The 22,687-nt window shown below is 71.0% G+C and carries 21 protein-coding genes; 13 read left to right on the top strand and 8 right to left on the bottom strand.

Going from position 1 to position 22,687, the window contains the following annotated elements; translation table 11 throughout:
* From ABZ783_RS27640 to ABZ783_RS27630, 3 genes are all read left to right on the top strand, one after another.
* On the top strand, window positions 1–288 hold a 288-nt coding region (locus tag ABZ783_RS27640; protein WP_357443040.1), incomplete at its 5' end, for a dihydrofolate reductase family protein.
* A gap of 180 nt (window positions 289–468) precedes the next feature.
* A complete protein-coding gene (locus tag ABZ783_RS27635; protein ID WP_357443038.1) occupies window positions 469–777 on the top strand; it encodes a hypothetical protein in 309 nt (102 codons plus the stop codon).
* 101 nt (window positions 778–878) lie between these two features.
* Window positions 879–1,979 carry a winged helix DNA-binding domain-containing protein gene (locus ABZ783_RS27630; RefSeq protein WP_357443036.1) on the top strand — a complete coding sequence of 367 codons (1,101 nt, stop codon included), beginning with the start codon at window positions 879–881 and terminating at the stop codon, window positions 1,977–1,979.
* Between the two features lie 25 nt (window positions 1,980–2,004).
* On the opposite strand, the gene ABZ783_RS27625 is transcribed toward ABZ783_RS27630, so the two are convergent.
* The 3 genes from ABZ783_RS27625 to uxaC form a co-directional block, all read right to left on the bottom strand.
* Window positions 2,005–2,559, bottom strand: a complete 555-nt coding sequence (locus ABZ783_RS27625) for a hypothetical protein (RefSeq protein WP_357443033.1) — start codon at window positions 2,557–2,559, stop codon at window positions 2,005–2,007.
* Between the two features lie 256 nt (window positions 2,560–2,815).
* Window positions 2,816–3,100 (bottom strand): hypothetical protein, encoded by a 285-nt coding sequence (locus ABZ783_RS27620; RefSeq protein ID WP_357443030.1) that lies wholly within the window; start codon window positions 3,098–3,100, stop codon window positions 2,816–2,818.
* A 143-nt stretch (window positions 3,101–3,243) separates the two neighbouring features.
* Window positions 3,244–4,665 (bottom strand): glucuronate isomerase, encoded by a 1,422-nt coding sequence (gene uxaC, locus ABZ783_RS27615; protein WP_357443027.1) that lies wholly within the window; start codon window positions 4,663–4,665, stop codon window positions 3,244–3,246.
* 176 nt (window positions 4,666–4,841) lie between these two features.
* Here uxaC and ABZ783_RS27610 point away from each other — a divergent pair, with 176 nt between their 5' ends.
* From ABZ783_RS27610 to ABZ783_RS27565, 10 genes are all read left to right on the top strand, one after another.
* Window positions 4,842–5,831 (top strand): LacI family DNA-binding transcriptional regulator, encoded by a 990-nt coding sequence (locus ABZ783_RS27610; protein WP_357443024.1) that lies wholly within the window; start codon window positions 4,842–4,844, stop codon window positions 5,829–5,831.
* A 65-nt stretch (window positions 5,832–5,896) separates the two neighbouring features.
* Window positions 5,897–7,117, top strand: coding sequence for an extracellular solute-binding protein (locus ABZ783_RS27605; protein WP_357443021.1), 1,221 nt, complete (start codon window positions 5,897–5,899; stop codon window positions 7,115–7,117).
* Window positions 7,114–8,259 carry an ABC transporter ATP-binding protein gene (locus ABZ783_RS27600; protein ID WP_357443019.1) on the top strand — a complete coding sequence of 382 codons (1,146 nt, stop codon included), beginning with the start codon at window positions 7,114–7,116 and terminating at the stop codon, window positions 8,257–8,259. The genes ABZ783_RS27605 and ABZ783_RS27600 overlap by 4 nt, the downstream gene beginning before the upstream one ends.
* Window positions 8,256–9,182, top strand: coding sequence for a sugar ABC transporter permease (locus ABZ783_RS27595; protein WP_357443016.1), 927 nt, complete (start codon window positions 8,256–8,258; stop codon window positions 9,180–9,182). Before ABZ783_RS27600 ends, ABZ783_RS27595 begins: the two co-directional genes overlap by 4 nt.
* Window positions 9,182–10,075 carry an ABC transporter permease subunit gene (locus ABZ783_RS27590; protein WP_357443014.1) on the top strand — a complete coding sequence of 298 codons (894 nt, stop codon included), beginning with the start codon at window positions 9,182–9,184 and terminating at the stop codon, window positions 10,073–10,075. Before ABZ783_RS27595 ends, ABZ783_RS27590 begins: the two co-directional genes overlap by 1 nt.
* Entirely contained in the window at window positions 10,072–10,686 is a 615-nt protein-coding gene (locus ABZ783_RS27585) for an aldolase (RefSeq protein WP_357443012.1), read from the top strand. Before ABZ783_RS27590 ends, ABZ783_RS27585 begins: the two co-directional genes overlap by 4 nt.
* Window positions 10,687–10,753: 67 nt before the next feature.
* Window positions 10,754–11,707, top strand: coding sequence for a sugar kinase (locus ABZ783_RS27580; RefSeq protein ID WP_357443009.1), 954 nt, complete (start codon window positions 10,754–10,756; stop codon window positions 11,705–11,707).
* Window positions 11,704–13,224 carry an altronate dehydratase family protein gene (locus ABZ783_RS27575; protein ID WP_357443006.1) on the top strand — a complete coding sequence of 507 codons (1,521 nt, stop codon included), beginning with the start codon at window positions 11,704–11,706 and terminating at the stop codon, window positions 13,222–13,224. Before ABZ783_RS27580 ends, ABZ783_RS27575 begins: the two co-directional genes overlap by 4 nt.
* Window positions 13,221–14,714 (top strand): mannitol dehydrogenase family protein, encoded by a 1,494-nt coding sequence (locus ABZ783_RS27570; protein ID WP_357443003.1) that lies wholly within the window; start codon window positions 13,221–13,223, stop codon window positions 14,712–14,714. Before ABZ783_RS27575 ends, ABZ783_RS27570 begins: the two co-directional genes overlap by 4 nt.
* Window positions 14,715–14,928: 214 nt before the next feature.
* Window positions 14,929–16,782, top strand: coding sequence for a xylan 1,4-beta-xylosidase (locus ABZ783_RS27565; protein ID WP_357443001.1), 1,854 nt, complete (start codon window positions 14,929–14,931; stop codon window positions 16,780–16,782).
* A 147-nt stretch (window positions 16,783–16,929) separates the two neighbouring features.
* On the opposite strand, the gene ABZ783_RS27560 is transcribed toward ABZ783_RS27565, so the two are convergent.
* The 5 genes from ABZ783_RS27560 to ABZ783_RS27540 all read right to left on the bottom strand — a co-directional run bounded on the left by ABZ783_RS27560 (window position 16,930) and on the right by ABZ783_RS27540 (window position 22,662).
* Window positions 16,930–18,474 (bottom strand): glucoamylase family protein, encoded by a 1,545-nt coding sequence (locus ABZ783_RS27560; RefSeq protein WP_357442999.1) that lies wholly within the window; start codon window positions 18,472–18,474, stop codon window positions 16,930–16,932.
* Window positions 18,475–18,503: 29 nt separating this feature from the next.
* On the bottom strand, window positions 18,504–19,352 hold the full coding sequence (locus ABZ783_RS27555) for a carbohydrate ABC transporter permease (RefSeq protein WP_357442996.1): 849 nt from the start codon (window positions 19,350–19,352) through the stop codon (window positions 18,504–18,506).
* A 2-nt stretch (window positions 19,353–19,354) separates the two neighbouring features.
* Complete coding sequence (locus ABZ783_RS27550) at window positions 19,355–20,317, bottom strand: sugar ABC transporter permease (protein WP_357442994.1); 963 nt, start codon at window positions 20,315–20,317, stop codon at window positions 19,355–19,357.
* A gap of 1 nt (window position 20,318) precedes the next feature.
* A complete protein-coding gene (locus tag ABZ783_RS27545; protein ID WP_357442991.1) occupies window positions 20,319–21,548 on the bottom strand; it encodes a sugar ABC transporter substrate-binding protein in 1,230 nt (409 codons plus the stop codon).
* A gap of 82 nt (window positions 21,549–21,630) precedes the next feature.
* On the bottom strand, window positions 21,631–22,662 hold the full coding sequence (locus ABZ783_RS27540) for a LacI family DNA-binding transcriptional regulator (RefSeq protein WP_357442988.1): 1,032 nt from the start codon (window positions 22,660–22,662) through the stop codon (window positions 21,631–21,633).
* Between the last annotated feature and the right edge of the window lie 25 nt (window positions 22,663–22,687).

The raw sequence follows: 22,687 nt of genomic DNA, 5'->3' as shown, positions 1-22,687 counted from the left end.
GACTCGTTCGTGTTCGTCACCGACGGCATCGAGCACGCGATCGACACCGCCAAGGCCATCGCCGGCGACAAGCAGGTCGGCGTCAACGGCGGCACGATCGCGGCGCAGGTCCTCGAGGCCGGCCTACTCGACGAGGTCCATGTCGACCTCGTACCGGTCCTGCTCGGCGACGGCATCCCCTTCTTCGCCGGTCTGAAGATCACTCCGGTCCAGCTGGGCGGGCCGACGAGTGTCGTCGAGGGCAACGGCGTCACCCACCTCGCCTACCGCGTACGCCAGGCAGGGTGACCCTCCGCCTGCGATCAGTGCCGGTGCTCCGGGTGTGACGGCGACCTGGGGCACCGGCATTCACATCATTCGTGTCGGCGGATCACACCGGCCAGCGGCCGGCACATCGCGCGGCAGTGGTCGCATGCGACAACGGACCCCGCAGCTGCCCCACCACAGCAGGTGCGCCAGACTCGCCGGGTGGACTGGCCCGCACGCCCACTGCCGACATACCACTTCGCCAGCGACGCCGACGGCGTGCGTCACCTGATCATCGATGACAGCGACGCCGACTGCACCGGCTGGCAGGTCGAAGTACGACAGCGAGAGCAAGTAGACCACCGCCCATTCCAGAGATCGGTCGTGTTCGGCACCGGCTCCCAGGTCAACCTCCGCGGTCACGGACCGGCACGACGGGCGTGGACGGCCGCCATCGGCTGGGCCGCCAACTCCGCACACATCCTCCTCCCCGACGGCTCCCGACACCCCGTCCAAGGATTCGCCCTCTGAGCGCAGGCCGTTGGGCGGTCACCACCGTCCCTGATCCCGCCTGTCTCGCGCCGCCCGTCATTCCGCCCACCATGTCGGTGGCGGGTCGTAGGCTGGCGCCCGTGGTGGCTTCGATCGATCGCCTCCAAGTGCTTGGGTTTCGGGTGTGTGCCCAGCAGTTGGACCGCCCAGCCGGCGCGTTGGCCGACACCGCCGTGCTCGACATCGGTGTGCAGGACACCGGGCCAGATGGCGGATTGTGGGCCCTGCGCAACCGCGGCCTTGACGGCTCGGCGCTCCGCGAGCGCGACCTGGCCACGCTCTGGACTGTGCGCGGCGCCCCACACCTGTACCGTCGCGAGGACGTGCCGCAGGTCGCCGCCGCCGTCGAACCGTTCTCCGATGCGGACGCCGGCAAGCGCATCTATGACGCGGCCAAGCCGTTGAAGGCGGCTGGCATCGGCAACCTCGCCGCGTTGGACGCCATCGCGGCCGTCATGCGGTCAGTGGTGACCACGCCGCTGGTCAAGGGCGAGGTTTCCGCCGTGGTGGCCGGTCAGATGGATTCCCCCTACCTGCGGTTCTGCCGGCCGTGCAACGCCACGCACCTCTACGAGATGCCGTTCCGGCTCGCGGCGTTGCGCGCCGGTCTGGAACTGCGGGCCGGCACCTCTCCGCCGGTGCTGCAACCCATCCCCGGCCACCGGCCGGCGCATGACGTTCCACCGAGGTTTGACCTGATCCGCGCCTACCTGCGGCTGCTCGGCCCGGCCACCCCGAAGCACGTCGCCGACTACCTTGACGCACCGGTCAAGGACGTCAAGGCCCACTGGCCGTCCGACAGCGTCGAGGTGTCCGTCGCCGGCGAGACCCGGTGGGTGCTCTCCAGCGACGCCGACCGGTTCGATGCGCCGCGACCACGGCTCGTCCGGCTGCTCGGGCCGTTCGACCTGTTCCTGCAGGCAAAGGACCGTCCGCTGCTGGTCGAAGCCCCGGCCCAGGCCAAGGCCCTCTGGCCGGTGCTCGGCCGGCCTGGTGCGGTGGTTGCGAACGGCGAGATCGCCGGCACCTGGCGCCCCCGCCAGTCCGGAAAGAAGCTGACCGTGCAGGTGCAACTATGGTCGAGCGTGCCGGCCCGCACCCGGGCGGCGATAGCAGAGCAGGCCGACCGGTTGGCGGCGCACCGGCAGGTCCAACTGGCCAAGGTCGCCTTCATCGAGTGACCATCGAACCTGGGCAGTGCTGGGGTCACCCGGACTGGATGCGGTAGCAGCGCCAGCCATACGCGTCGCTGGTCGAGTTCTGCGCGTACGCGTCGGCTCCGTACCGGTCGCGGCAGGCGGTGTCCATGTTGACGATCCGCGGTGACGCCAGAAACCGGCGGCATTCCCACCGGCCGTCCGACCGTGCGCTGGCTGAGCCGGACCCGGAGACGTGCCGGTCGCAATAGCGTTGCACCATGTTCGCCAGTTCGCCGTCGTTGGCAGGGCCGAGCAGCTCCGGCCGGGCGGTGGCTCCAGGGGTCGGCGACCGGCTGGGCGGCGACGATGCGGTGGGAGTGGGGGTAGGTGTCGGGGAGAGGGTCGGTGTGGGCGTCGGAGACGGTGATGCCGACGCCTCGGGTTCGTCCGTTGGAGGCGCTGCCGTCGGAGTCGGTCGCTGTTCGGTCAGTTCGATCGGGAAGGTCTCCTGCGGCAGGCCGATCGCCGGGCCCGGGGCGATGGCCTGCTGGCTCGGGTCGGTGCCGGACGAGCCGGGCAGGAAGGTGAAGAGCAGGCCGCCGCCGAGGACGCCGATCAACACCAGCCAAAAGTAGGTGGGCAAACGCCTGCGGTGCCGGCCGGACGGGGCTGAACTGTGAGCCCGGTGGCGGCCGCGTTCTGGCGCACGCCTGGCCGCACCTGCGACGGTTTGTTCCATTAGCCACACTCTATTTGATGTCTGGGACTGCGGGGCGCCGGCGTCGGCCTACCTGGCGTAGGTGGCCCGCCGTCGGCGGCGCTGCGCATCTCCAGTCCGACCCTGCCCGCCACGCATCCGGGAGGCGGTGGCCGCCCAGTCACGTCATCAGCGGCCAGCGGCTGGTCGTGACCTCGTTCCGGCGGTTGGTGCGTCCATTCCGCCACCAGGGCAGGAGTTGAACGGGGCCGAATGCCACCTCGACGACGAGGAACAGCCACAGCAGCCGGGTGGCACCGTGAGCCAGCGCGTACGTCTGCCACGTCGCGAACAGGGTGCGCGCGACGCCGTCGAGCAGTCCGTGTACGGGCTGCGCCTGGACGATGCGCAGGAGGGCCCAGACGACCACGACCGATCCCATCAGGTTGGCGTACAGGGTCTGCATCGGGTCACGGGCGGGTAGGACGCCCAGTCTGCCGCCGCCCCTTCGCTCGCGGTGCCGCGCACCGCCCGGCTCACGGGATTCGCATGAGCCGGGCCGCGCGTCGTTGAGTGGCTGTCAGGGCGCGGGTGGCTATTCCCCGGGGCTCAGCCGGCGGCGGGGGCGTACGCCTGCTGCGGCAGCCGGTATGCCAGGTCGATCGCGGTCTCCACGGCCTCGTCCTCCGACAGCCGGTGCTCCAGCACGAGCCGGGCCAGGTAGCCGGCGTCGATGCGGCGGGCGAGGTCGTGGCGGGCGGGGATCGAGAGGAACGCGCGGGTGTCGTCGACGAAGCCGGAGGTGTTGTAGAAGCCCGCGGTCTCGGTCACCAGCTCACGGAAGCGGCGCATCCCGTCGGGGCTGTCCAGGAACCACCATGGCGCCCCGAGCCGCACGCAGGGGTAGACGCCGGCGATCGGGGCGAGTTCGCGGGAGTAGACGGTTTCGTCGACGGTGAACAGGATGAGCCGGAAGTTCGGGTCGCGCCCGAACGCGTTGAGTACCGGCCGCAGCGCGCGGGTGAACTCGGCGCTGACCGGGATGTCGAATCCCTTGTCTGCGCCGAAGGCGGTGTGGATGGCGGTGTCGTGGTCGCGAAGCACCCCGGGGTGAATCTGCATGACCAGGCCGTCGTCGCACGACATTCGCGCCATCTCGAACAGCATGTGACCGGCGAAGGCGGCCGCGTCGTCGTCGCGCACGCCGCCGTCGCGCGCCTCGGCGTAGATCCGCCTCGCCTCCGCCTGCGGCAGGGGCTCGGCGGCGGCGGTGAGGTGACCGTGGTCGGTGGCCCGCGCTCCGGCCTGCGCGAAGGCTTCGCGGCGGTTGCGCAGTGCGGCGAGGAAGCCGTCGTAGTCGCCGGTGTCCACTCCGGAGAGCTCCTGCAGCTGCTGGAGCCGCCGGGCCCAGCCGGTGGAGCCGACGTGGGTCAGGGCGTCCGGACGGAACGTCGGTATCACCCGGGCGCCGAGGCCCGCCGCCGCGAGCCGGGCGTGGTCCTCGAGCGTCGAGGTGGCCGGATCGGTAGTGGAGATCAGCTCGATGTTGAAGGTGTCGAGCAGCGCCTGCGGCCGGAAACCGGGTTCGGCCAGGCGGGCCTCGATCAGGTCGTACAGCAGGTCGGCGGTGTCCGGGCCGGGAGCTACGTCGATCTTGAGGATCTCGACGATCTCGTGTTCGAGCCAGTAGCGGCTGGGCGTGCCGCGGAAGAGGTGCCAGTGGGCGCAGAAGCGCCGCCAGATCTGTCGAGGGTCGGTCTCGACCGCACCCCCGTCGGCCCTGGGGACGCCGAGGCTCTCCAGCGGAACGCCCTGGGACACGAGCATCCGGGTCACGTAGTGGTCCGGCACCACCAGCAGCTGCGCCGGGTCGGCGAACCGGTTGTCGTCGGCGAAGACGGCGGCGTCGACGTGTCCGTGCATGCACAGCAGCGGCAGCGCCTGCGTCGCCTGGTAGATCCGGCGGGCGACGGTGCGGATGTCGTCTCCGGCTGGCAGGGCTCGGTCGGGGTGCAGACGCAGCTGGGCCACGCAAATCTCCTTGCCGGCTAGGGCTGAACAACTCCTGCAAAGGATTGCATCGACCTCGCCCGCCTACAAGGGGAAGCTGCGTCCGTCTCCCGGAAACATTCACGTAACCGAGTATTGACACAGAACTGCAATCGGTTTCAGACTGCGAGGCACGCCACGGAGCAGGGAGGTGAGCCGTGCGAGCGACGATCCGCGAGGTGGCCCGCGAGGCGGGTGTCTCGGCGTCGACGGTGTCGCGGGCGTTGTCGACGCCCGAGATGGTCAACGACGCCACCCGGGAGCGGGTCCTACGAGCAGCCGAACGACTGGGCTACGCGCCCAACCGCGCTGCCCGTGGTCTGATCACCGGCCGCACCGGCAACCTGGGACTGATCGTCCCGGACCTGACCAACCCCTTCTTCCCCAGCGTGGTCAAGGGGGTGCAGGCCAAGGCGCGGGAAGCGGACTACGCCGTCTTCCTCGCCGACACCGACGAGGACCCGGCCGCCGAGATCGGACTCGTGCGGGTCCTCGCCAAGCAGGTGGACGGCCTCATCCTCTGCTCCCCCCGGGCCCCGGAGGAGGAGATCCGCGAGCTGACCGAGCACACGACACTCGTCATGGTCAACCGCCGCTTCGGCAACCTTCCGTCCGTCGTCTTCGACAACGCGGAGGGCGTGCGGCAGGCGATCGCCCATCTCCAGGCGCTCGGTCACCAGCGGGTCGCCTGGGTCGGCGGGCCGCGGACCTCGTGGTCCACCCGGGACCGGATGCGCGCCATGCGCGCCGCGACCGGAGCCGCCGGCATGGAACTGTACGTGGCCGGTCACTTCCCGCCCTACTTCGAGGGCGGGGTCGCGGCGGCCGACCTCGTCATCGCCTCCGGCGTCACGTCGGTCATCGCCTACAACGACGTCATGGCACTCGGTCTGCTCAGCCGGCTGCGGGACCGTGGCGTCGACGTGCCGCACGACATCAGCGTGATCGGCATCGACAACATCCAGATGTCGGCGATGTCCTCGCCGGCCCTCACCACCGTCTCGCTCGTCAAGGAACAAGCGGGCCGAGCCGCAGTCGACCTGTTGCTCGCCCTGCTGTTGCAGCCCGACAGCGTGCGCAACACGCGTCGGGAACTGCCCGCTCAACTTCTCGTGCGCGGCTCCACCGGAGTTGCGCGAACCACCTGACCACCACCTCCCCCACCGCCGGCCCACGGCCGCGACCTTCGGGGTGACCGAGGAAGGGATGTTCCATGGGTATCACCCGGCGCAGTGCCTTGATTGCCACCGCATCATCCGTACTCACGTTCGCCGTCGGCTGCGGGGCGCCGAGCGGCCCCGGCTCGGACAGCGGCGACAGCAGCGGACCCGTGCCCGACAAGCCGAAGAAGGCCGTCACGCTCAACGTCCTGGACGTGGCGGGCAACCTGCAGCTGACGCAGGGGATGATCGACGAGTTCGTGCAGAAGAACCCCGACATCATCTCGCGGGTCACCTACTCCAAGTCGCCCGCCCCGGAGCTGGCCGGCAAGATCAAGGCGCAGCAGAACGCCAACCGCGTCGACATCGGCCTGGTCCTGACCGGCGTCGACGGCCTCGCCGCCGGCATCGACCAGAATCTGTGGACGGACCTGCTGCCCACCTACGCGGACCGGCTGCCGGGGATGAAGGACTACCAGGAACCGGCCGCCGCGATGCAGAAGTTGGCCGGCAACGCGGGCGTGACGGTCACCTACTACCCGTCCGGTCCCCTGCTGGAATACCTGCCGGCGAAGGTGTCCAACCCGCCGACCAGCGCCGAGCAGCTTCTCGCGTTCGCGAAGGCGCACCCGGGCAAGGTCCAGTACGCCCGCCCGGCCAACTCCGGCCCGGCCCGGACCTTCCTGATGGGACTGCCCTACATCCTCGGCGACAAGGACCCCAAGGACCCGGTGAACGGGTGGGACAAGACCTGGGCCTACCTCAAGGAGCTCAACCAGTACGTCGAGTACTACCCCAGCGGCACGACCGAGACGATGAAGAACCTCGCCAACGGGTCCGTCGAGGTGATCGCCTCGACCACCGGGTGGGACATCAACCCGCGGGTGCTCGGCACGGTGCCCAAGGAGGCGAAGGTCAGCTCGCTGCAGGGCTTCCACTGGGTGACCGACGCCCACTACGCCGTCGTCCCCAAGGGTGTCTCCACCGACACCCAGGCCGCCGTGCTGGCCCTGCTGAAGTTCATGCTCACCCCCGAGCAGCAGGCCAAGGCGTTCGACCAGGGCTACTTCTACCCCGGGCCGGCCGTGAAGGGCGTCGACCTGTCGATGGCGCCGCAGAAGAGCCAGGACGCCATCAAGGAGTTCGGCCGCCCGGAGTACGAGCAGCTCATCGCCAACAACCCGACCGAGGTTCCGCTGGACGCGAAGGCGCTCGTCGCGGCGTTCGACCGCTGGGACCGCGAGATCGGCAGCGGAAAGGTGAAGCAGGGATGAGCACCGCGACCTCAGGCTTCTCCGAGCTGCGGCTGGACGGTGTGTCCCGCCACTTCGGAAGCCAGGACGCGCTCAGCGACCTCGACCTGACCATCCGGGCGGGCGAGTTCATCGCCCTGCTCGGCCCCTCCGGCTGCGGCAAGTCCACCGCGCTGAACTGTCTCGCCGGGTTGCTGCCGTTGACCGCGGGCAGCATCTGGCAGGACGAGCGCCGGGTCGACACCCTGCCGCCGGAACGCCGCGGGTTCGGGATGGTGTTCCAGAGCTACGCGCTGTTCCCGCACATGTCCGTCCGCGGCAACATCGCCTTCGGTCTGCGGATGCGGCGGCTGCCGAAGGACGAAATCCGGCGACGTACGGCGGAGGCGATCCGCCTCGTCCGTCTGGAGGAGCACGCCGACAAGCTGCCCGGGCAACTGTCCGGCGGACAGCAGCAGCGGGTGGCGATCGCCCGCGCCGTCGTGCTCGAACCGTCGCTGGTGCTCATGGACGAGCCGCTGAGCAACCTGGACGCGAAGCTGCGCCTGGAGATGCGTACCGAGATCCGCCGACTGCACCAGTCGCTGGGACTGACCACCGTCTACGTGACGCACGACCAGGAGGAGGCGCTGTCACTGGCCGACCGCCTGGTCGTGCTCCGGGGCGGCCGGGTGCAGCAGATCGGGTCGCCCGAGCAGCTGCACACCCGACCGGGCAACTGGCACGTCGCGGACTTCATGGGCTACCGCAACCTGTGGCCGATGCGGGCCCAGTCCGTACGGGACGGCCTGGTCACGGTGGAGGCCGACGGCCTGCGGCTGGTCGGCGCCCCGGTCGGTGACATCTCGCCGGGTGACGCGGTGATCGCTGGGGTCCGCCCGGAGGACGTCCGGGTCGCCGAGCCGGGCGCGCCGGACGGCGTGCCCGCCGAGATCGAGGTGGTCGAGTACCAGGGCCGGGAACTCGCGGCCGAAGCCCGCACCGCCTCCGGCCTGCAGGTCCACGTCCGCACCGAGCAGCGCCTCGCCCCCGGCGACGCGGTCTCGTTGCGCGTGACACCGCACCGGCTGCTGGTCTTCCCAACCGACTCATCCGAGCAGGCCCCATCCGCCCCCATCGATCCGGCGGACGCGGTGGTCGAGGAATCGAGGCTCGTCGGATGAGTGCCACGGCAACCCGCCCCGCGCCGCCCGCCGGTGCGCCCCAGTCTCCTCGGGCACACTGGCGGCACCGCCTGGCCGAACGGGGCGTCGATGCGCAGTTGTGGCTGCTCGCGCCGGCAGTGCTCTTCGTCGTCCTGCTGTTCCTGTACCCGTTCTTCTACGGGCTCGGCCTGTCCTTCCAACCCACCGAGGGTGGCCCGTTCAGCGACTACGCGCGGTTTTTCGGCGACGCCTACCAGCGGGACACCATGTGGATCACGCTGCGCCTCGCCCTGCCGGCGGCCCTGCTGAACGTGCTCGCCTCGGTGCCCATCGCCTACCGGATGCGGGGGCGGTTCCGGGGCAAGCGGTTGGTCACCATCCTGCTGGTCGTACCCATCACGCTCGGGACCGTGCTGACCGCCCAGGGCCTGCTCAACTTCCTCGGTCCCACCGGCTGGTTCAACCGCGTGCTGCTCGCGCTGCACCTCACCGATGAGCCGGTACGGCTGGTGCACAACTACTGGGGCGTCTTCTTCTCCCTGGTCATCACCGGGTTCCCGTTCGCCTTCCTGCTCGTGCTCTCCTACCTCACCGGCATCGACCCGACGCTGGAACGCGCGGCGGCCACGCTCGGCGCGGGTTGGTGGCAGCGGTTCCGCATGGTCACCCTGCCGCTGCTGGCGCCGGGGCTCGCCACCACGTTCTGTCTGACGTTCGTGCTGGCCTTCAGCGTGTTCCCGTCCGCCGTGCTGGTCGGCAACCCGGCCGGCGAAACCCGGGTCATCTCCATCGCCGCGTACCAGGCGGCCTACGAGCAGTACGACTACCCGTACGCGTCCGCGATCGCCATGATCATGGGCCTGATCGAGCTGGTCGTCATCTCGGTGGTGCTGCTGGCCCGCACCCGCCTCTACACCGGATCGACGGGAGGAAAGGGCTGATGAGCACCGTCACCGGCATCCGCCGCGGCGACGCCATCGCCGCCGGCGACCCTCGACCGCGACGGCGGATCGTCGCGCGCCCCGCCGCCTGGCTGGTCTGGGGCGTGGTGGTTTTCTTCTTCCTCAACCTGCTCGGTGTCGTCGGATCGGTCCTGGTCAGCTCCTTCGGCCAGCGCTGGTTCGACACCTGGCTCCCCGACGGCTACACCGCCAAGTGGTACGGGGAGGCGTGGCACGAGTTCGCGCTCTTCGACGTCATCGTGGTCACCCTGCAGGTCTCCCTGCTGGTCGTGGCGCTGTCGCTGGTGGTCGGGGTGCCGGCAGCGTACGTGCTGGCCCGGCGCAACTTCCCCGGCAAACGGCTGGCGTTGCTGGTCTTCCTGCTGCCGATCCTGATGCCGCCGATCACCTACGGCATTCCACTGGCGACGGTGCTCTACAAGTTCGGCCTGGCCGGTCACCTCTCCGGCGTCGTGCTGGCGAACCTCGTGCCGTCGGTGCCGTTCGTGATCCTCACAATGACGCCGTTCATCGAGCAGATCGACCCGCGGATCGAAAGTGCCGCCCGGATGTGCGGCGCCGGGCTGTGGTCGGTGTTCCTCCGGGTGCTGTCGCCGCTGCTGCTGCCCGGGATGCTCGCCTCGGCCATCCTCGTCCTGGTGCGCACCGTCGGGATGTTCGAGCTGACGTTCCTCACCGCCGGCCCGGACTCGCAGACGCTGGTGGTCGCCCTGTACTACTCCATGTCCGCGGCGGGTATCCGGGCGCAGCAGTCGGTGGACGCCATGGCCGTGATCTACACGTCCATGATGTTGGTGCTGCTCGTGGTCAGCCTGCGCTACGTCAACCCGACGCAGCTGGTCGCCCGGGTCAAGGAGGAGCCGGACTCGTGAGCGACCTGATCACGCTGCTGCGCGGGCAGCGGGTCCTGCCGGTGCTGCGGCTGCCGACGGCGGCCGAGGCCACGGCCGCCACCGCCGCCATGTTCGGTCACGGCCTGCGCGTGGTCGAGTTGACCGCGACGACACCGGACTGGGCCAGCGCGGTGCGCGACGCGCGCCGCGGGGCGCCCGACGGCACGCTGGTCGGCCTCGGCACCGTCACCAGTGGGGCGCTGGCGGCGCAGGCGGTGGAGGCGGGCGCACAGTTCCTGGTCAGCCCGTGGCCGGCGCCCGACGTGCGGGCGGTCGCGGCGAGCGCCGGGCTGCCGTTCCTGGAGGGCGCCTTCACTCCCGGTGAGGTGGCGGCCGCCGCCGCGCGGGGGCCGGTGAAGGTGTTCCCGGCCCATGTGGGTGGCCCGGTCTTCCTGGCCAGCCTGCGGCAACTGCTTCCGGACGCGGACCTCGTACCGACCGGTGGGGTCGCGCTCGGGGCGGTGCCGGAGTGGCTACGGGCGGGCGCGTGTGCGGTGGGCGTCGGCAGCGACCTGCTGCGCCCGGGCGCGGCGGACCGGCTGCGGTCGCTGCTGGCAGCGTTCGAGGACCCGACAGAGGAGACCCGATGAAGATCGCCGACGCTCGGGTGATCGCGTACCTGCCGGTGAACCGGCTCGAGGACGGCACGGTGCACCCATGGTGAGGACCGCCCCGGACGTCCTCGTCCTCGGCGAGATCCTCGTCGAACTGACCGCGCTGGAACCGCTGCGCGACGGCGCGGCGCTGCGTTTGGGATTCTCCGGAGACGCGCTGAACGCCGCCGCCGCGGCCGCCGCGGCCGGCGCGCACACCTGCCTGCTCGCCCGGGTGCCCGACGACGAACTCGGCGACGAGTTGGTGGCCCGGGTGGGCGCGCTCGGCATCGACCCGTCGTGCCTGATCCGCACCCCCGGGCAGCACGGCCTCTACCTGCAGCACGCCGACCCGTCCGGGCAACGGGAGTTCGTCTACGTCCGACGCGGCAGCGCCGGCTCCTGCCTGTCCCCCGCCGACGTGCCGCCCGACCTCGCCGAACGCGCGGGCGTGGTGCTCTCCAGCGGCGTCGCCTGCGCGATCTCGACCACGACGTTCGAGGCGGTGCAGGTGGCCGCACGCGCGGCGAACTGCTTCGTCTACGACCCGAACTGGCGGCCACGACTCGTCGATGCGGACACCGCCGCCGGCCACCTGCGGGCACTGGCCCCGCACGCCCGGCTGGTCACACCGGCGTGGCCCCGCGAGGCCGCGGCGCTGCTCGGCGCCGCGGTAACGGACCCCGCGGCGGCGTGCGCCGCGTTCCGCGCGCTCGGGGCGGCAGCGGTCGCCCTCACCCGGGGCACCGACGGCGTGCTGCTGGACGACGGCCGGCAGCAGACCGAGGTGCCCGCGTATCCCGCCGAACGGATCGTCGACCAGACCGGCGCCGGGGACGTGCTGGCCGGCACCGTCGCCGCCCGGCTCGCCCTCGGCGACACCCTGCCCGAGGCGATACGGCTGGGCGCGGCCGCGGCGGCGCTGTCGCTGCGCGGCCACGGCGGCACGGGATACCTGCCGGCGCTCGACGAGACCCGCCGACTGGTCGCGCAAACCGAAGTGGAGGTGCCGGGATGAGCCTGGTGGTGTTGCACGAGGGCGACGACGTCGCGGTGGCGACCACCGCGATGCCGGACGGGACGTCCGTCGCGGTCCGCGGGGCGGGTGAGGTGACGCTGCACGGTGACCTGCCCGCCGGGCACAAGGTCGCCCTGCGGGACCTGCCCGTCGGGGCGCTGGTGCGCAAGTACGGCCAGGTGATCGGGCGTACCCTCGCCGAGGTCCGTGCCGGGGAGCACGTGCACGGGCACAACCTCGGCATGCCGCAGGACACCGCCGCCCGGACGGCGCAGGGACAACCGGCGCCGGCCCCGCCGCTGCCCGCCGACCTGCGGCGGACATTCCACGGCTACCGCCGGCCGGACGGCCGGGTGGCCACCCGCAACTACGTCGGGGTCCTGACCACCGTCAACTGTTCGGCGACCGTGGCGCGCAAGGTCGCCCGGCTCACCGAGGACCTGGCCGAGGAGGTCGACGGAGTCGACGGGGTGGTCGCCCTGACCCACGGCACCGGGTGCGGCATGGCCGCGCAGGGTGACGGCTGGGAACTGCTGCGCCGCACCCTGGCCGGCTACGCACGCAACCCGAACATCAGTGGGCTGGTCGTCGTCGGGCTCGGCTGCGAGGTCAACACGGTGACCGGCCTGATGGCGGACCTCGGCGTGCCCGACCACGTACCGGTGTCGTCGTACACCATCCAGGATCTGGGCGGCACGTCGTCGGCGGTGCGACGCGGCGTGGAACTGGTCCGGGGCATGATCGACGACCTGGCCGGCGCGGCCCGCACCCAGGTCGACGTGGCGGAGCTCGTCCTCGGCCTGCAGTGCGGGGGGTCCGACGGCTGGTCCGGCCTGACCGCGAACCCGGCCCTGGGCGTCGCCTCGGACCTGCTGGTCGCCGCCGGCGCGACCAGCGTCCTGGGTGAGACGCCGGAGGTGTACGGCGCGGAGCATCTGCTGGCCGCCCGGGCCACCGACCCGGCGGTGGCCGACGCGCTGATGGCGCGCATCCGCTGGTGGGAGGAGTACACCCGGCAGCAGGGCACGACGCTGGACGCGAATCCCTCACCGGGTAACAAGGCCGGTGGCATCACCACCATCCTCGAGAAGTCGCTGGGCGCGGTCGCCAAGGCAGGCCACAGCCCGCTGGCGGCCGTCCGGGAGTACGGCGAGCAGATTCCCCGGCCGGGCCTGGTGTTCATGGATACCCCCGGCTACGACCCGGTCTCGGTGACCGGCATGGTCGCCGGCGGGGCGAATCTGATCTGCTTCACCACCGGCCGCGGTTCCGTCTTCGGCAGCCGCCCCGTGCCGACGGTCAAGCTGGCCACCAACGCTGAGCTGGCCACCCGGATGGCCGGCGACATCGACCTGGACTGCTCGGCGGTGGTCGAGCAGGGCGTACCGCTGCCGGAGATGGGCCGCCGGGTGTACGACCTGCTGCTCGACGTGGCGTCGGGCCGGCGCACGGCCAGCGAGGAGCTGGGCCTGGGCGGCGAGGAGATCGTGCCGTGGCAGCTGGGAGCGGTGCTGTGACCGACGGGACGGGAACCGGGCAGCGGCTGCGCCTCGACACGCTGGAGCGGATCACCGGGCCAGGCCAGGGCTGGCGCGGCCCGCAGGTCGATCCGCGCGCGCTGCGCGTCGGGATCGTGCACCTGGGGATCGGCGCGTTCCACCGGGCCCACCAGGCCGTCTTCACCGAACTGGCCGCCGCGGCGACGGGCCGCGACGACTGGGGCATCACCGGCGTCACCCAGCGGTCGGCGTCCGTGCGGGAGCAACTGACGCCGCAGGACGGCCTCTACTCGGTGCTCGAACGGGCCGCCGACGCGGCATCGCTGCGCGTCATCGGCAGCGTGCGGGAGGTCGTCTTCGGCGGCGCCGACCCGGCGGCGGTGGTCGACCGGATCGCCGACCCGGCCGTCCGCGTGGTCACGCTGACCGTGACCGAGAAGGGATACCGGCGCGACGGTGCCGGCGGCCTGGACCGCGCCGATCCGCAGGTCGCGGCCGATCTCGCCGGCCAGCCGCCCGCAACGGCCGTCGGCCAGCTGGTGCGCGGGCTGCAGCACCGCTGGTCGCGAAGCGGTGCACCGATCACCATCCTGTCCTGCGACAACCTGACCGGAAACGGGCAGGTGCTGCGCGCACTGGTGGACGATTTCGTGGACGGGCTGCCGCCGTCGCAGGCGGCGGGGCTCGCCGACTGGATCGCGACGTCGGTACGGTTCCCGTCCTGCATGGTCGACCGGATCGTGCCGGCCACCACGGAGCAGGACCGCGCGGACGTCCGCCGGATGCTCGGCCTCGAGGACCGGGGCGTGGTGGTCGCCGAACCGTTCAGCCAGTGGGTCATCGAGGACGACTTCGCCGCCGACCGACCCGCCTGGGAACGCGCCGGCGCGGTCCTGACCAGGGACGTCGCCGGGTGGGAGGCGGTGAAGCTGCGCATGCTCAACGCGAGCCACTCGCTGCTCGCCTACCTGGGCGCCCTGTCCGGACACGACACGATCGCGGGCGCGCTGTCCGACGACCGGCTCGTGGCGGCTGCCGAAGCGCTGATGGTGCAGGACGTGGCGCCCACCCTGCGGGTGCCGGACGGGCTTGATCTCGACTACTACCGCCGTCAGGTGCTGACCCGCTTCGCCAACCCGGCGCTGCGGCACCGCACGGTGCAGGTCGCGATGGACGGGTCGCAGAAACTGCCGGTGCGGCTGCTCGGCACGGTTCGGGACCGCCTGTCCGCCGGGGAGGTGCCACGGCACGCGACGCTCGCGGTCGCGGCCTGGATGGTGTACGTCGCGCGGGGCCGCGACATGCGGGGGCGAGAGCTGCCGCTGGACGATCCCCTGGCTGACCGGCTGCGTGCCGCGGCGGCGCCGGCCGACGGTGACCCGCACCGTCTCGTCGACTCGCTGCTGGGTGTACCGGAGATCTTCGGCGCGGACCTTGCCGAGCACGACGGCTTCCGGGCGACGCTGATCGACCACGTCGCGCGGTTGCTGAAGGGCGAGCCGGTCTGACCCGATGGCGGCGCTGACCCTGCGGGGTCAGCGCCGCCATCGGTTGTCCAGGCCATCAAGGAGCTGGCGGGGAGGAAGCCCTCGTGGAGTGAGCAGCGGCCGCCGCCGCAGCCCGCGAGGGGACCACATCCGTACGTCGGCGGGATCGCGCGGACAACGGTAACCGGTTACAGTCCTCGAAACCGGATCAACCACGACCGCCAGGAGGCACCCGGTGACGAACGCCAGCGGAACCCGGCCGTCCGACGCCCGGACCGATTGGGAAGCCCGCATAGCGCGCCGCAGCGACGAAGGCGGCACGGCCGCGCTACCCGACCTGCCCCCGCCTGCCGGGCTCACCGCCACCCCGGGCCACGGACACGTCCGCCTCTCCTGGCAGCCCGTCGACGGCGCGGTCGGCTACCTGGTGCACCGTGCACCGCTGGACGGCGACCGGGTGTCCGGGCCGTTCACCCCGGTGGACCACCTCGGCGGAGACGTGCTCGCCGTGCCCGACACCTGGTACGTCGACACCACCGGTATCCCGGGCGAGCGGTACGCGTATGCGGTGGCCGCCGTACCCGAGGTGACCGTGACCGGCGCGCTGAGCGGCCCGGTCCCGGCGGCCGCCCTGCCGGCCGGCGGTGAGCCGCCCACCGTCACGCTGCACCTCGACGCGGACGCCGCGGGCACCACCCTGCACCGGCCCTGGCAGCCGATGATCGGCAGCGAGCGGCTGTCCCAACTGCTCTGCCGGGACCGCTCCGGCGGCCGGGAGATCGGCGCCGAACTGCTGGCCGCGCTCCGCCGGGTACGCGACGAGATCGGCGTGACCACCGTGCGGGCGCACTCGATCCTGCACGACGACCTCGGCGTCTATCGCGAGGTCGACGGCGAGCCGGTGTACGACTTCAGCCGGGTGGACCAGGTCTACGACCTGCTGCTGGGCATCGGCATGACGCCGGTGGTGGAGATCGGGTTCATGCCCCGCGACCTGGCCAGCGACCCGGACCGCACCGTCTTCACCTACCGCGGCATCATCTCCCCGCCGCGCGACTGGGACCGGTGGTCCGGGCTGGTCCGGGCGCTGGTGGCCCACCTGCTGAACCGGTACGGCGAGCAGGTGCTCGGTTGGGACTTCGAGGTGTGGAACGAGGCCAACCTGGAGGTCTTCTGGTCCGGCAGCCGCGAAGAATGGATGCGGCTGTACGACGTGACCGCCCGCGCGGTCAAGGACGTCGACCCGCGGATCCCGGTGGGCGGCCCCTCGTCGGCCGCCGCCGGTTGGGTGGACGCGTTGCTGGAGCACGCCGCCCGGTCCGGGGCGCCGGTGGACTTCGTCTCCACCCACACGTACGGCAGCCCGCCGCTGGACCTGCGGCCCACCCTGGCCCGGCTCGGCTTCCCCGACGCGCGGATCCTGTGGACCGAGTGGGGCGTCACCCCCACCCACTTCCACCCGATCAACGACGGCACCGCAGCCGCCACCTTCCTGCTCACCGGCATGCGGTCGGCCGCCGGCCGGGTCGACGCACTGTCCTACTGGGTAGCCAGCGACCACTTCGAGGAACTCGGCCGGCCGCCGAGGCTGCTGCACGGCGGGTTCGGCCTGCTCACCGTCGGCGGCATCGCCAAGCCGCGCTACCACGCCCTGCACATGCTCGCCCAGCTCGGCGAGACCGAACTGCCGGTGCGGGCCGCCGGCGACGGCGCCGACGGCCTGGTGCAGACCTGGGCCAGCCGGCGCGCTGACGGCAGCCTGGCGATCCTGGTCTGGGTGGCCACCCTCGACCAGGACAAGCGGGATGGTGATCCGGCCCTGGCCCGGCGGATCCGGCTGGTCATCGACCACGCTGCCGGCCGGCCCGCCGTGGTCTCCCGGCTCGACCGCGAGCACGGCGACATCACCACCCTCGCGGACCGGTTGGGCGTCGCCGACTGGCCGACCGACGAGCAGTGGGCCGCGCTGCACGCCGCTGACCAGCTCCCGGTGGAGAAGGTGCAGCCGGTCGCCGAGGCCGGGGCCGCGGTGATCGAGCTGGACCTGCCGCAGCCCGGGGCGGTGCTGGTCGAGGTCTTCGAGGCCTGAGGCGGGCCCGGGAAGTAGGCCCTCAGCCGGTGGCTGAGGGCCTACTTCCTGGATCAAGCGTGACCAGGGCATTTGCTAACCGAACGACGCACGCCCCGATCCACGGGTTGGACAGGTGCAACACCTGTGCCGCGATGTCACTCGTCGTCAGGAAGCGGCCCGGCGCAGCTGCGGAAGGTCCTGGTTGGCCGGAACGTTGAACGTCTCCTGTGCGATCAGTGGACGGATCCGGCCTTCGAACTGCGGCGAGACGAACGCGCGGCGGACGAGGTCGTCGGCGAGCTCGTTGCCGAGCGCCCCCATGATCATGGCCTGGTCGAGCGAGAGGTGCCGCTTGGCCACGGTGCCGCTGCCGACCGCGATCGCGTCGTAGAAGCCGCCGGGGCCGTACGAGTCGAAGTTGGCCTTGAGCCGGGCGAGGTTGTCGACGACCGCTGCCTTGGCGTACGGGAGAGCGAGGAACGCCGCGTGCGGGGTCACCACGCCGTCGCCGTAGTCGGGGTCCGGGCCGGCCGGGCGGCAGTCGCCGAACCCCGCGTCGTACTTCGAGCGCTCCATGTCGGACGGGTAGCCGTCGGTGTCCATGCCCATCGCGTCGACACCCCAGGCCATGTAACCGCCGGCCGGGTCGCTGGCTGGGGAGAAGCCCCAGTAGCCGTACCCGGCGTCATTCATCCCGTGCTCGATCTGGCCGGCGACCGTCGCGGGGTGGTTGCGGCCCCAGCTGTTGGGTGCCCACCGTGCTTCGGGCACGAACAGGTCGGGCATCAGCGCCTCGAACATGTCGCCGCCCCAGCTGGGTACGAACTGGATGCCGCGGTACTGGTACGCGCCCTCGTACACCGGAACGCCCTCGTAGGTGGTGTTGAAGCCGACCGGCTGCATCTCGTGCCAGCTCCAGTCGCAGGTGGCCGGCAGGGTGCGCATCGTGTTGTAGTAGGCCTTTGGCGGGATCTGGCCCATCGCGATGCCGAGGTACGTCGCGATGCGCGGTTCGGTGACCGTGATGTCGTAGTGGTTGCAGGTGAACCAGACGCCGTCGCGCTGCCGTGAGCATCCCGGGGGCGGCGCGTCCCAGAAGCCGCCGGCGATCAGGCCGCTGGCCCCGAACGGGGTCGCCGCCGCCGGGTTGTAGTAGAAGCCGAAGTTCATCTTCCGCAGGATCGCGTCGGCCTTGCCGCGCAGCTCCGGCACGGCGCCCTTGACCACGTTGAGCGCGGCCGCGAGCCAGCCGTTGTCCACGCTGGACAGGAACGGGTAGACGGTGCTGCCGTTGTCGGGCCAGACCGTGACGACCGAGCCGTCCCGCGGGTCGTACCAGTTGTAGTACATGCCCGACGCGGTGTGGTGCTTGAGCCGGGCGAGCGTGTCGAGGGTCTTGGCGATCCGGTCGCGGGCTTCCGCCTTGGAGATGATGCCGAGCTCGCGGGCGACCACCGCGGACCACATGTAGCCGCCGATGTTGGTGGGGGACGTGTAGGTGGAGCGGCCGCCGGCGGCCAGGTCACCGGTGATGTTGTCGGCGACCAGGCCGGTGCCGGGATCGGTCATGGCGACCATCGACCGCCATGTGTCCTTGGCATAGCCGAGCAGGGCCCGGTCGGCGCCGCGCTCGTCGGGCGCCGCGACGGCGGCCGAGCCGCCTGCCAGCACGAGCGCCAGCGCGAGGAGCGGTGCGAAAAGACGTCGCATGGGTCTCCTTGTCTCGTTCCGGGGATGGACTATTTGATTCCAGTGGTCGCGATGCCGCGCAGGAAATGCCGCTGGAGGAGCAGGAACACGATGAGCACCGGAAGCACGACGACGACCGCTCCCGAGAGAAGCAGACCGTAGTCGGTGCGGTTCTGGCCGACGCTGTAGAGCGCGAGGGCGACCGGCAACGTGTACTTGTCCTCCGTGGTGGCGACCACGAGGGGCCACAGGAAGTTGTTCCAGGAACCGAGGAACGTCAGGATCCCGAGGGTGGCCAGTGCCGGCCGGCACAGCGGAAGCACCACCCGCCAGAAGATCCGGAACTCGCCGGCACCGTCGACCCGGGCCGCCTCGATGAGGTCGTCGGGGATCGACTGGAGAAACTGCCGCATGAGGAACACGCCGAACGGTCCGACGAGGAACGGCAGGATCAGGCCGGCGTACGTGTTGGTCAGGCCCATGTTGCTGACCAGCACGAACTGCGGGACGAAGGTCACCATGCCAGGCACCATGAGCATGCCGAGCACGGCCAGGAAGAGCACTCGCTTACCGGGATACCGCAGCTTCGCCAGCGCGTACCCGACGAGCGAGCAGAACAGCAGGTTACCGACCGTGACCAGCGCCGCGACCAGGGCCGAGTTGAAGAAGTAGAGCGGGAAGTCCAGCCGGGAGAACAGCTCGCGGAAGTTGTCGAGCGTGAACGTCTCGGGCCACCAGGTCGGCGGCACCTGGCGGATCTCCCGTTCCGGCTTGACCGACGAGAGCGCCATCCAGACGAACGGTCCGGCCACGGCAAGCAGCCCGAGGACCAGGACGACGTAGAGCACGGTCTTGGCGACCCGGTCACGGGTACGCAAGGCGGTGTCCTTTGCGACCATCGTCAGTTCCTCTCCCCCAGCAGGCGGAACTGCACGACCGACAGCGCCACGATCGCCAGGAAGAGCACGTAGCTGGCGGCGGCCGCGTAGCCGTAGTTGCCGAAGCCGAACTGGTTGTAGATGTGGAACGACACCGACAATGTCGAGGAGAGCGGACCGCCCTGCGTCATGACGAACGGCTCCTCGAAGAGCTGGAGGTAGCCGATGCCGGTGATCACCCCGCCGAAGAGCAGCGTCGGCCGCAGCATCGGCAGGGTGACGTTGCGGAACTGCTGCCACCGCGTCGCGCCGTCGAGCGTCGCCGCCTCGTAGAGGTCGGCCGGCACCGCTTGGAGCCCGGCCAGGAAGATCACCATCAGGAAGCCGAAGTTGCGCCACGCCGCCATGACGATCAGTGACGGCAGCGCGAGCCTGGTGTCGAACAGCCAGCTCGGCCCGTCGACCCCGACCAGTCGCAGCAGGTTGTTGACCAGCCCGATCTCGGGGTCGAGCAGGAAGCGCCAGACCACCGCGATCGCCACGATGCTGGTTACGACCGGCAGGTAGAAACCGACCCGGAACAGCGCGCGGAAGCGTACGAGCCCGGAGTTGAGCGCCGTCGCCGCGGCCAGTGCCAGCACCATGGTCAGCGGCACCCCGACGACGACGAAGGCCAGCGTGTTGACCGACGACCGCAGGAACAGGTCGTCGGAGAACAGGCGGGTGTAGTTGTCGATGCCGACGGCGTTGACGGCGAGCGGGTTGCGCAGATCGGTGGAGCGCAGATCGGTGAAGCTCATGACCAGCGACGCCACCACCGGCAGCGCCATGAACACGAGGAACAACACGGTGAAGGGCGCGGAGAAGGCCCAGCCGGTCAGCGCCCGCCGCAGGCGTTGACGCCGCCGGACCGACCCGGCGGGCCGGTCGGGGCTGGTCGCCCCGGCCGGTCGCGCCGGTGCCGTCGCCGCGGAGGCGCCGGTCATGTCAGCTCCCGGTCCCGATGGCGCTCGCCTGCTGCTGGATCGCCTTCGCCGTCGCGGCCGGGTCGACGTTCTGCTTGCACAGCTTCTCGACCTCGAGGTCGAACGCGGCCGCGATCTGCTCCCAGGTCGTGATCGCCGGCGGCGCCTTGGCACTCTTGAGCTGCTGGCCGAACGCGGTCAGGAACGTGTCGCCGGTAAGTGCCGAATCGTTCCAGGCCGACTGCACGGCGGGCAGGTCCTTGACCGCCTGGTACCACTTGACCTGCACCTCGGGCTTGCTCAGCCACTGCACGAACTTCCAGCCACCGTCACGGTTCTTGGCGTCCTTGAAGACCGCGAGGTTGCTGCCGCCGATGAACGAGGTCGACGACTTCTTCGTCGGCATCTGCGCGACCGCGTACTTGTCCTTGAAGCCGGCGCCGCCCTGCTCCTCGACGATGCCCATGTGCCACGGGCCGGAGATGAACGCGCCGATCTCACCCTTGACGAAGCCGGGCTCGAGCGAGCCCTCCGGCAGCGCGGTCGGGGACAGGCCCTCCTTGAAGAAGGACTGGTAGTAGGCAAGCGCCTCGGTCATCTCCGGGGTGTCGAAGCTCAGCTTGTCCGCGCTGGCCACGTCGGCGCCGTTGGACCAGGCGAACGGCAGGACCGACTGCCAACTGCCGGTCTTGCCGGGCTGGAGGTTGAGGCCCCACTTGGCGCCGGACTTCTCCTTCATGCCCTTGGCCATGGCCTTGAGGTCGTCCCACGTCTTCGGGCCGTCCGGGAACCCGGCCTTGGCGGCCAGGTCCTTGCGGTAGTAGATCAGCCGGGTCTCGACGTACCACGGGACGCCGTACGAGGTGCTGTCGACGATCGTGGTGTCCCAGGCGCCGGGGAAGAAGTCGTCTTTCTTGATCAGATCCGACGGGGTCGGGTCGAGCGCGCCGGTCTTGGCGAACTCGCCCTGCCAGGTGGTACCGATCATCGACACGTCCGGCGTCTGCTTCGCGGCGATGGCGCTCGCGATCTTCTGGTGCGCCGCGTCCCAGGGCACCGCCGTCACGGAGACCTTGGCGTCGGGGTTCTCGGTGGAGAACTCCTTCGCGAACTCGGCAAGCTTCTCGCCTTCGGTGCCCATCGCCCAGACGGTGATGTCCCCGCTCGCCTTGCCCGCGCCGACCGACTTCGCCTCTTCCTGGCCGCCGCCCGAGTCACGGCCACAACCGGCCAACGCGACCGACGCGGCCAAGACGACCCCAGCCGCGGCGGCTAACCGCCTACTTCTCATGTCGTACCTCCAGGGGGTTGGTGGTTTCCAGGGGGTGAGCTGTTCACCTGCCGGTGCCTCCGGTCGGGGGCGCCGGGCAGCCGCAACTGCGGCGCAGGACGAGTTCGGTGGGCAGCACGAGACCGCCCGCAGGGGCGTCGCCGGGCTGGCCGGCGGCACGCAGGATCAGCCGGGCCGCTTCGGCGGTGAGCTCGCGGACGGGTTGCCGGACGGTGGTCAGGGCGGGGGTGACGAGAGCGGCGGCCGGCATGTCGTCGAAGCCGGTGATGATCAGGTCCTGCGGCACCCGCAGGCCCCGGCCGAGGGCGCCGACCAGCACGCCGAGGGCGGTCTCGTCGTTGGCGCAGACCACCCCGGCGGGCCGGGGTGTTTCGCCGCCCAGCAACTGGTCGGCGGCGAGCACCCCGTCGGCCTGCTGCATACTGACCGCGACCGGCTCGGCGGGCGGCTCGATGCCGAGGTCGTGGTGCGCCTGCCGGAAGGCGGCCCAGCGTTCACTGACGTCGGGCGAGCCCGCCGGGTTGCCGACGAAGACCAGATCGCGCAGGTCGTGGTCGGCGAGCAGGTGTCGGGTGAGCGCCAGCATGCTGCCGGCGTTGTCGGCGCGTACCGAGGGGATGTCGCCGGGACCCTCGCCGGCGACCACCACCACGGGGACCATCTTGGCGAGCCGGAGCAGCGCCTCGTCGGAGATGGTGCCGCCCATGACGGCGACACCGTCCACCCGGCGGCCCATCTCCAGCACCTGGTCGTCGGAGTCGGAGCGCAGGTGCGTGCAGAGGATGTGGACGCTGGCCCGGGACGGCACCGCCTCGGACTCGAAGCCTTGGATCAGTTCGGTGAAGTAGGGGCCGGACAGGCCGGGGAAGACCAGGCCGAGGGCGCCGTGCCGGCCCGCGGCCAGGGCCCGACCGAGGTGGTCGGGGCGATATCCGTGCTTCTCGATCGCGTCCAGCACCCGGCGGCGCATCTCCTCGGAGACCTGGCCGGTGCCGTTGGAGACCCGGGAGACGGTGGCCACGGAGACGCCGGCGAGCTTTGCGATCTCGCGAACCGTCATGCGGCTGTTGCTCATCGCTCCCTCGATCCGTAACGTGCGG

Source organism: Micromonospora sp. NPDC047738 (assembly GCF_040642675.1).
Lineage (GTDB): Bacteria > Actinomycetota > Actinomycetes > Mycobacteriales > Micromonosporaceae > Micromonospora.
Note: the sequence above shows the minus strand (reverse complement) of the source record. Positions and strands in the feature narration are given on the sequence as shown.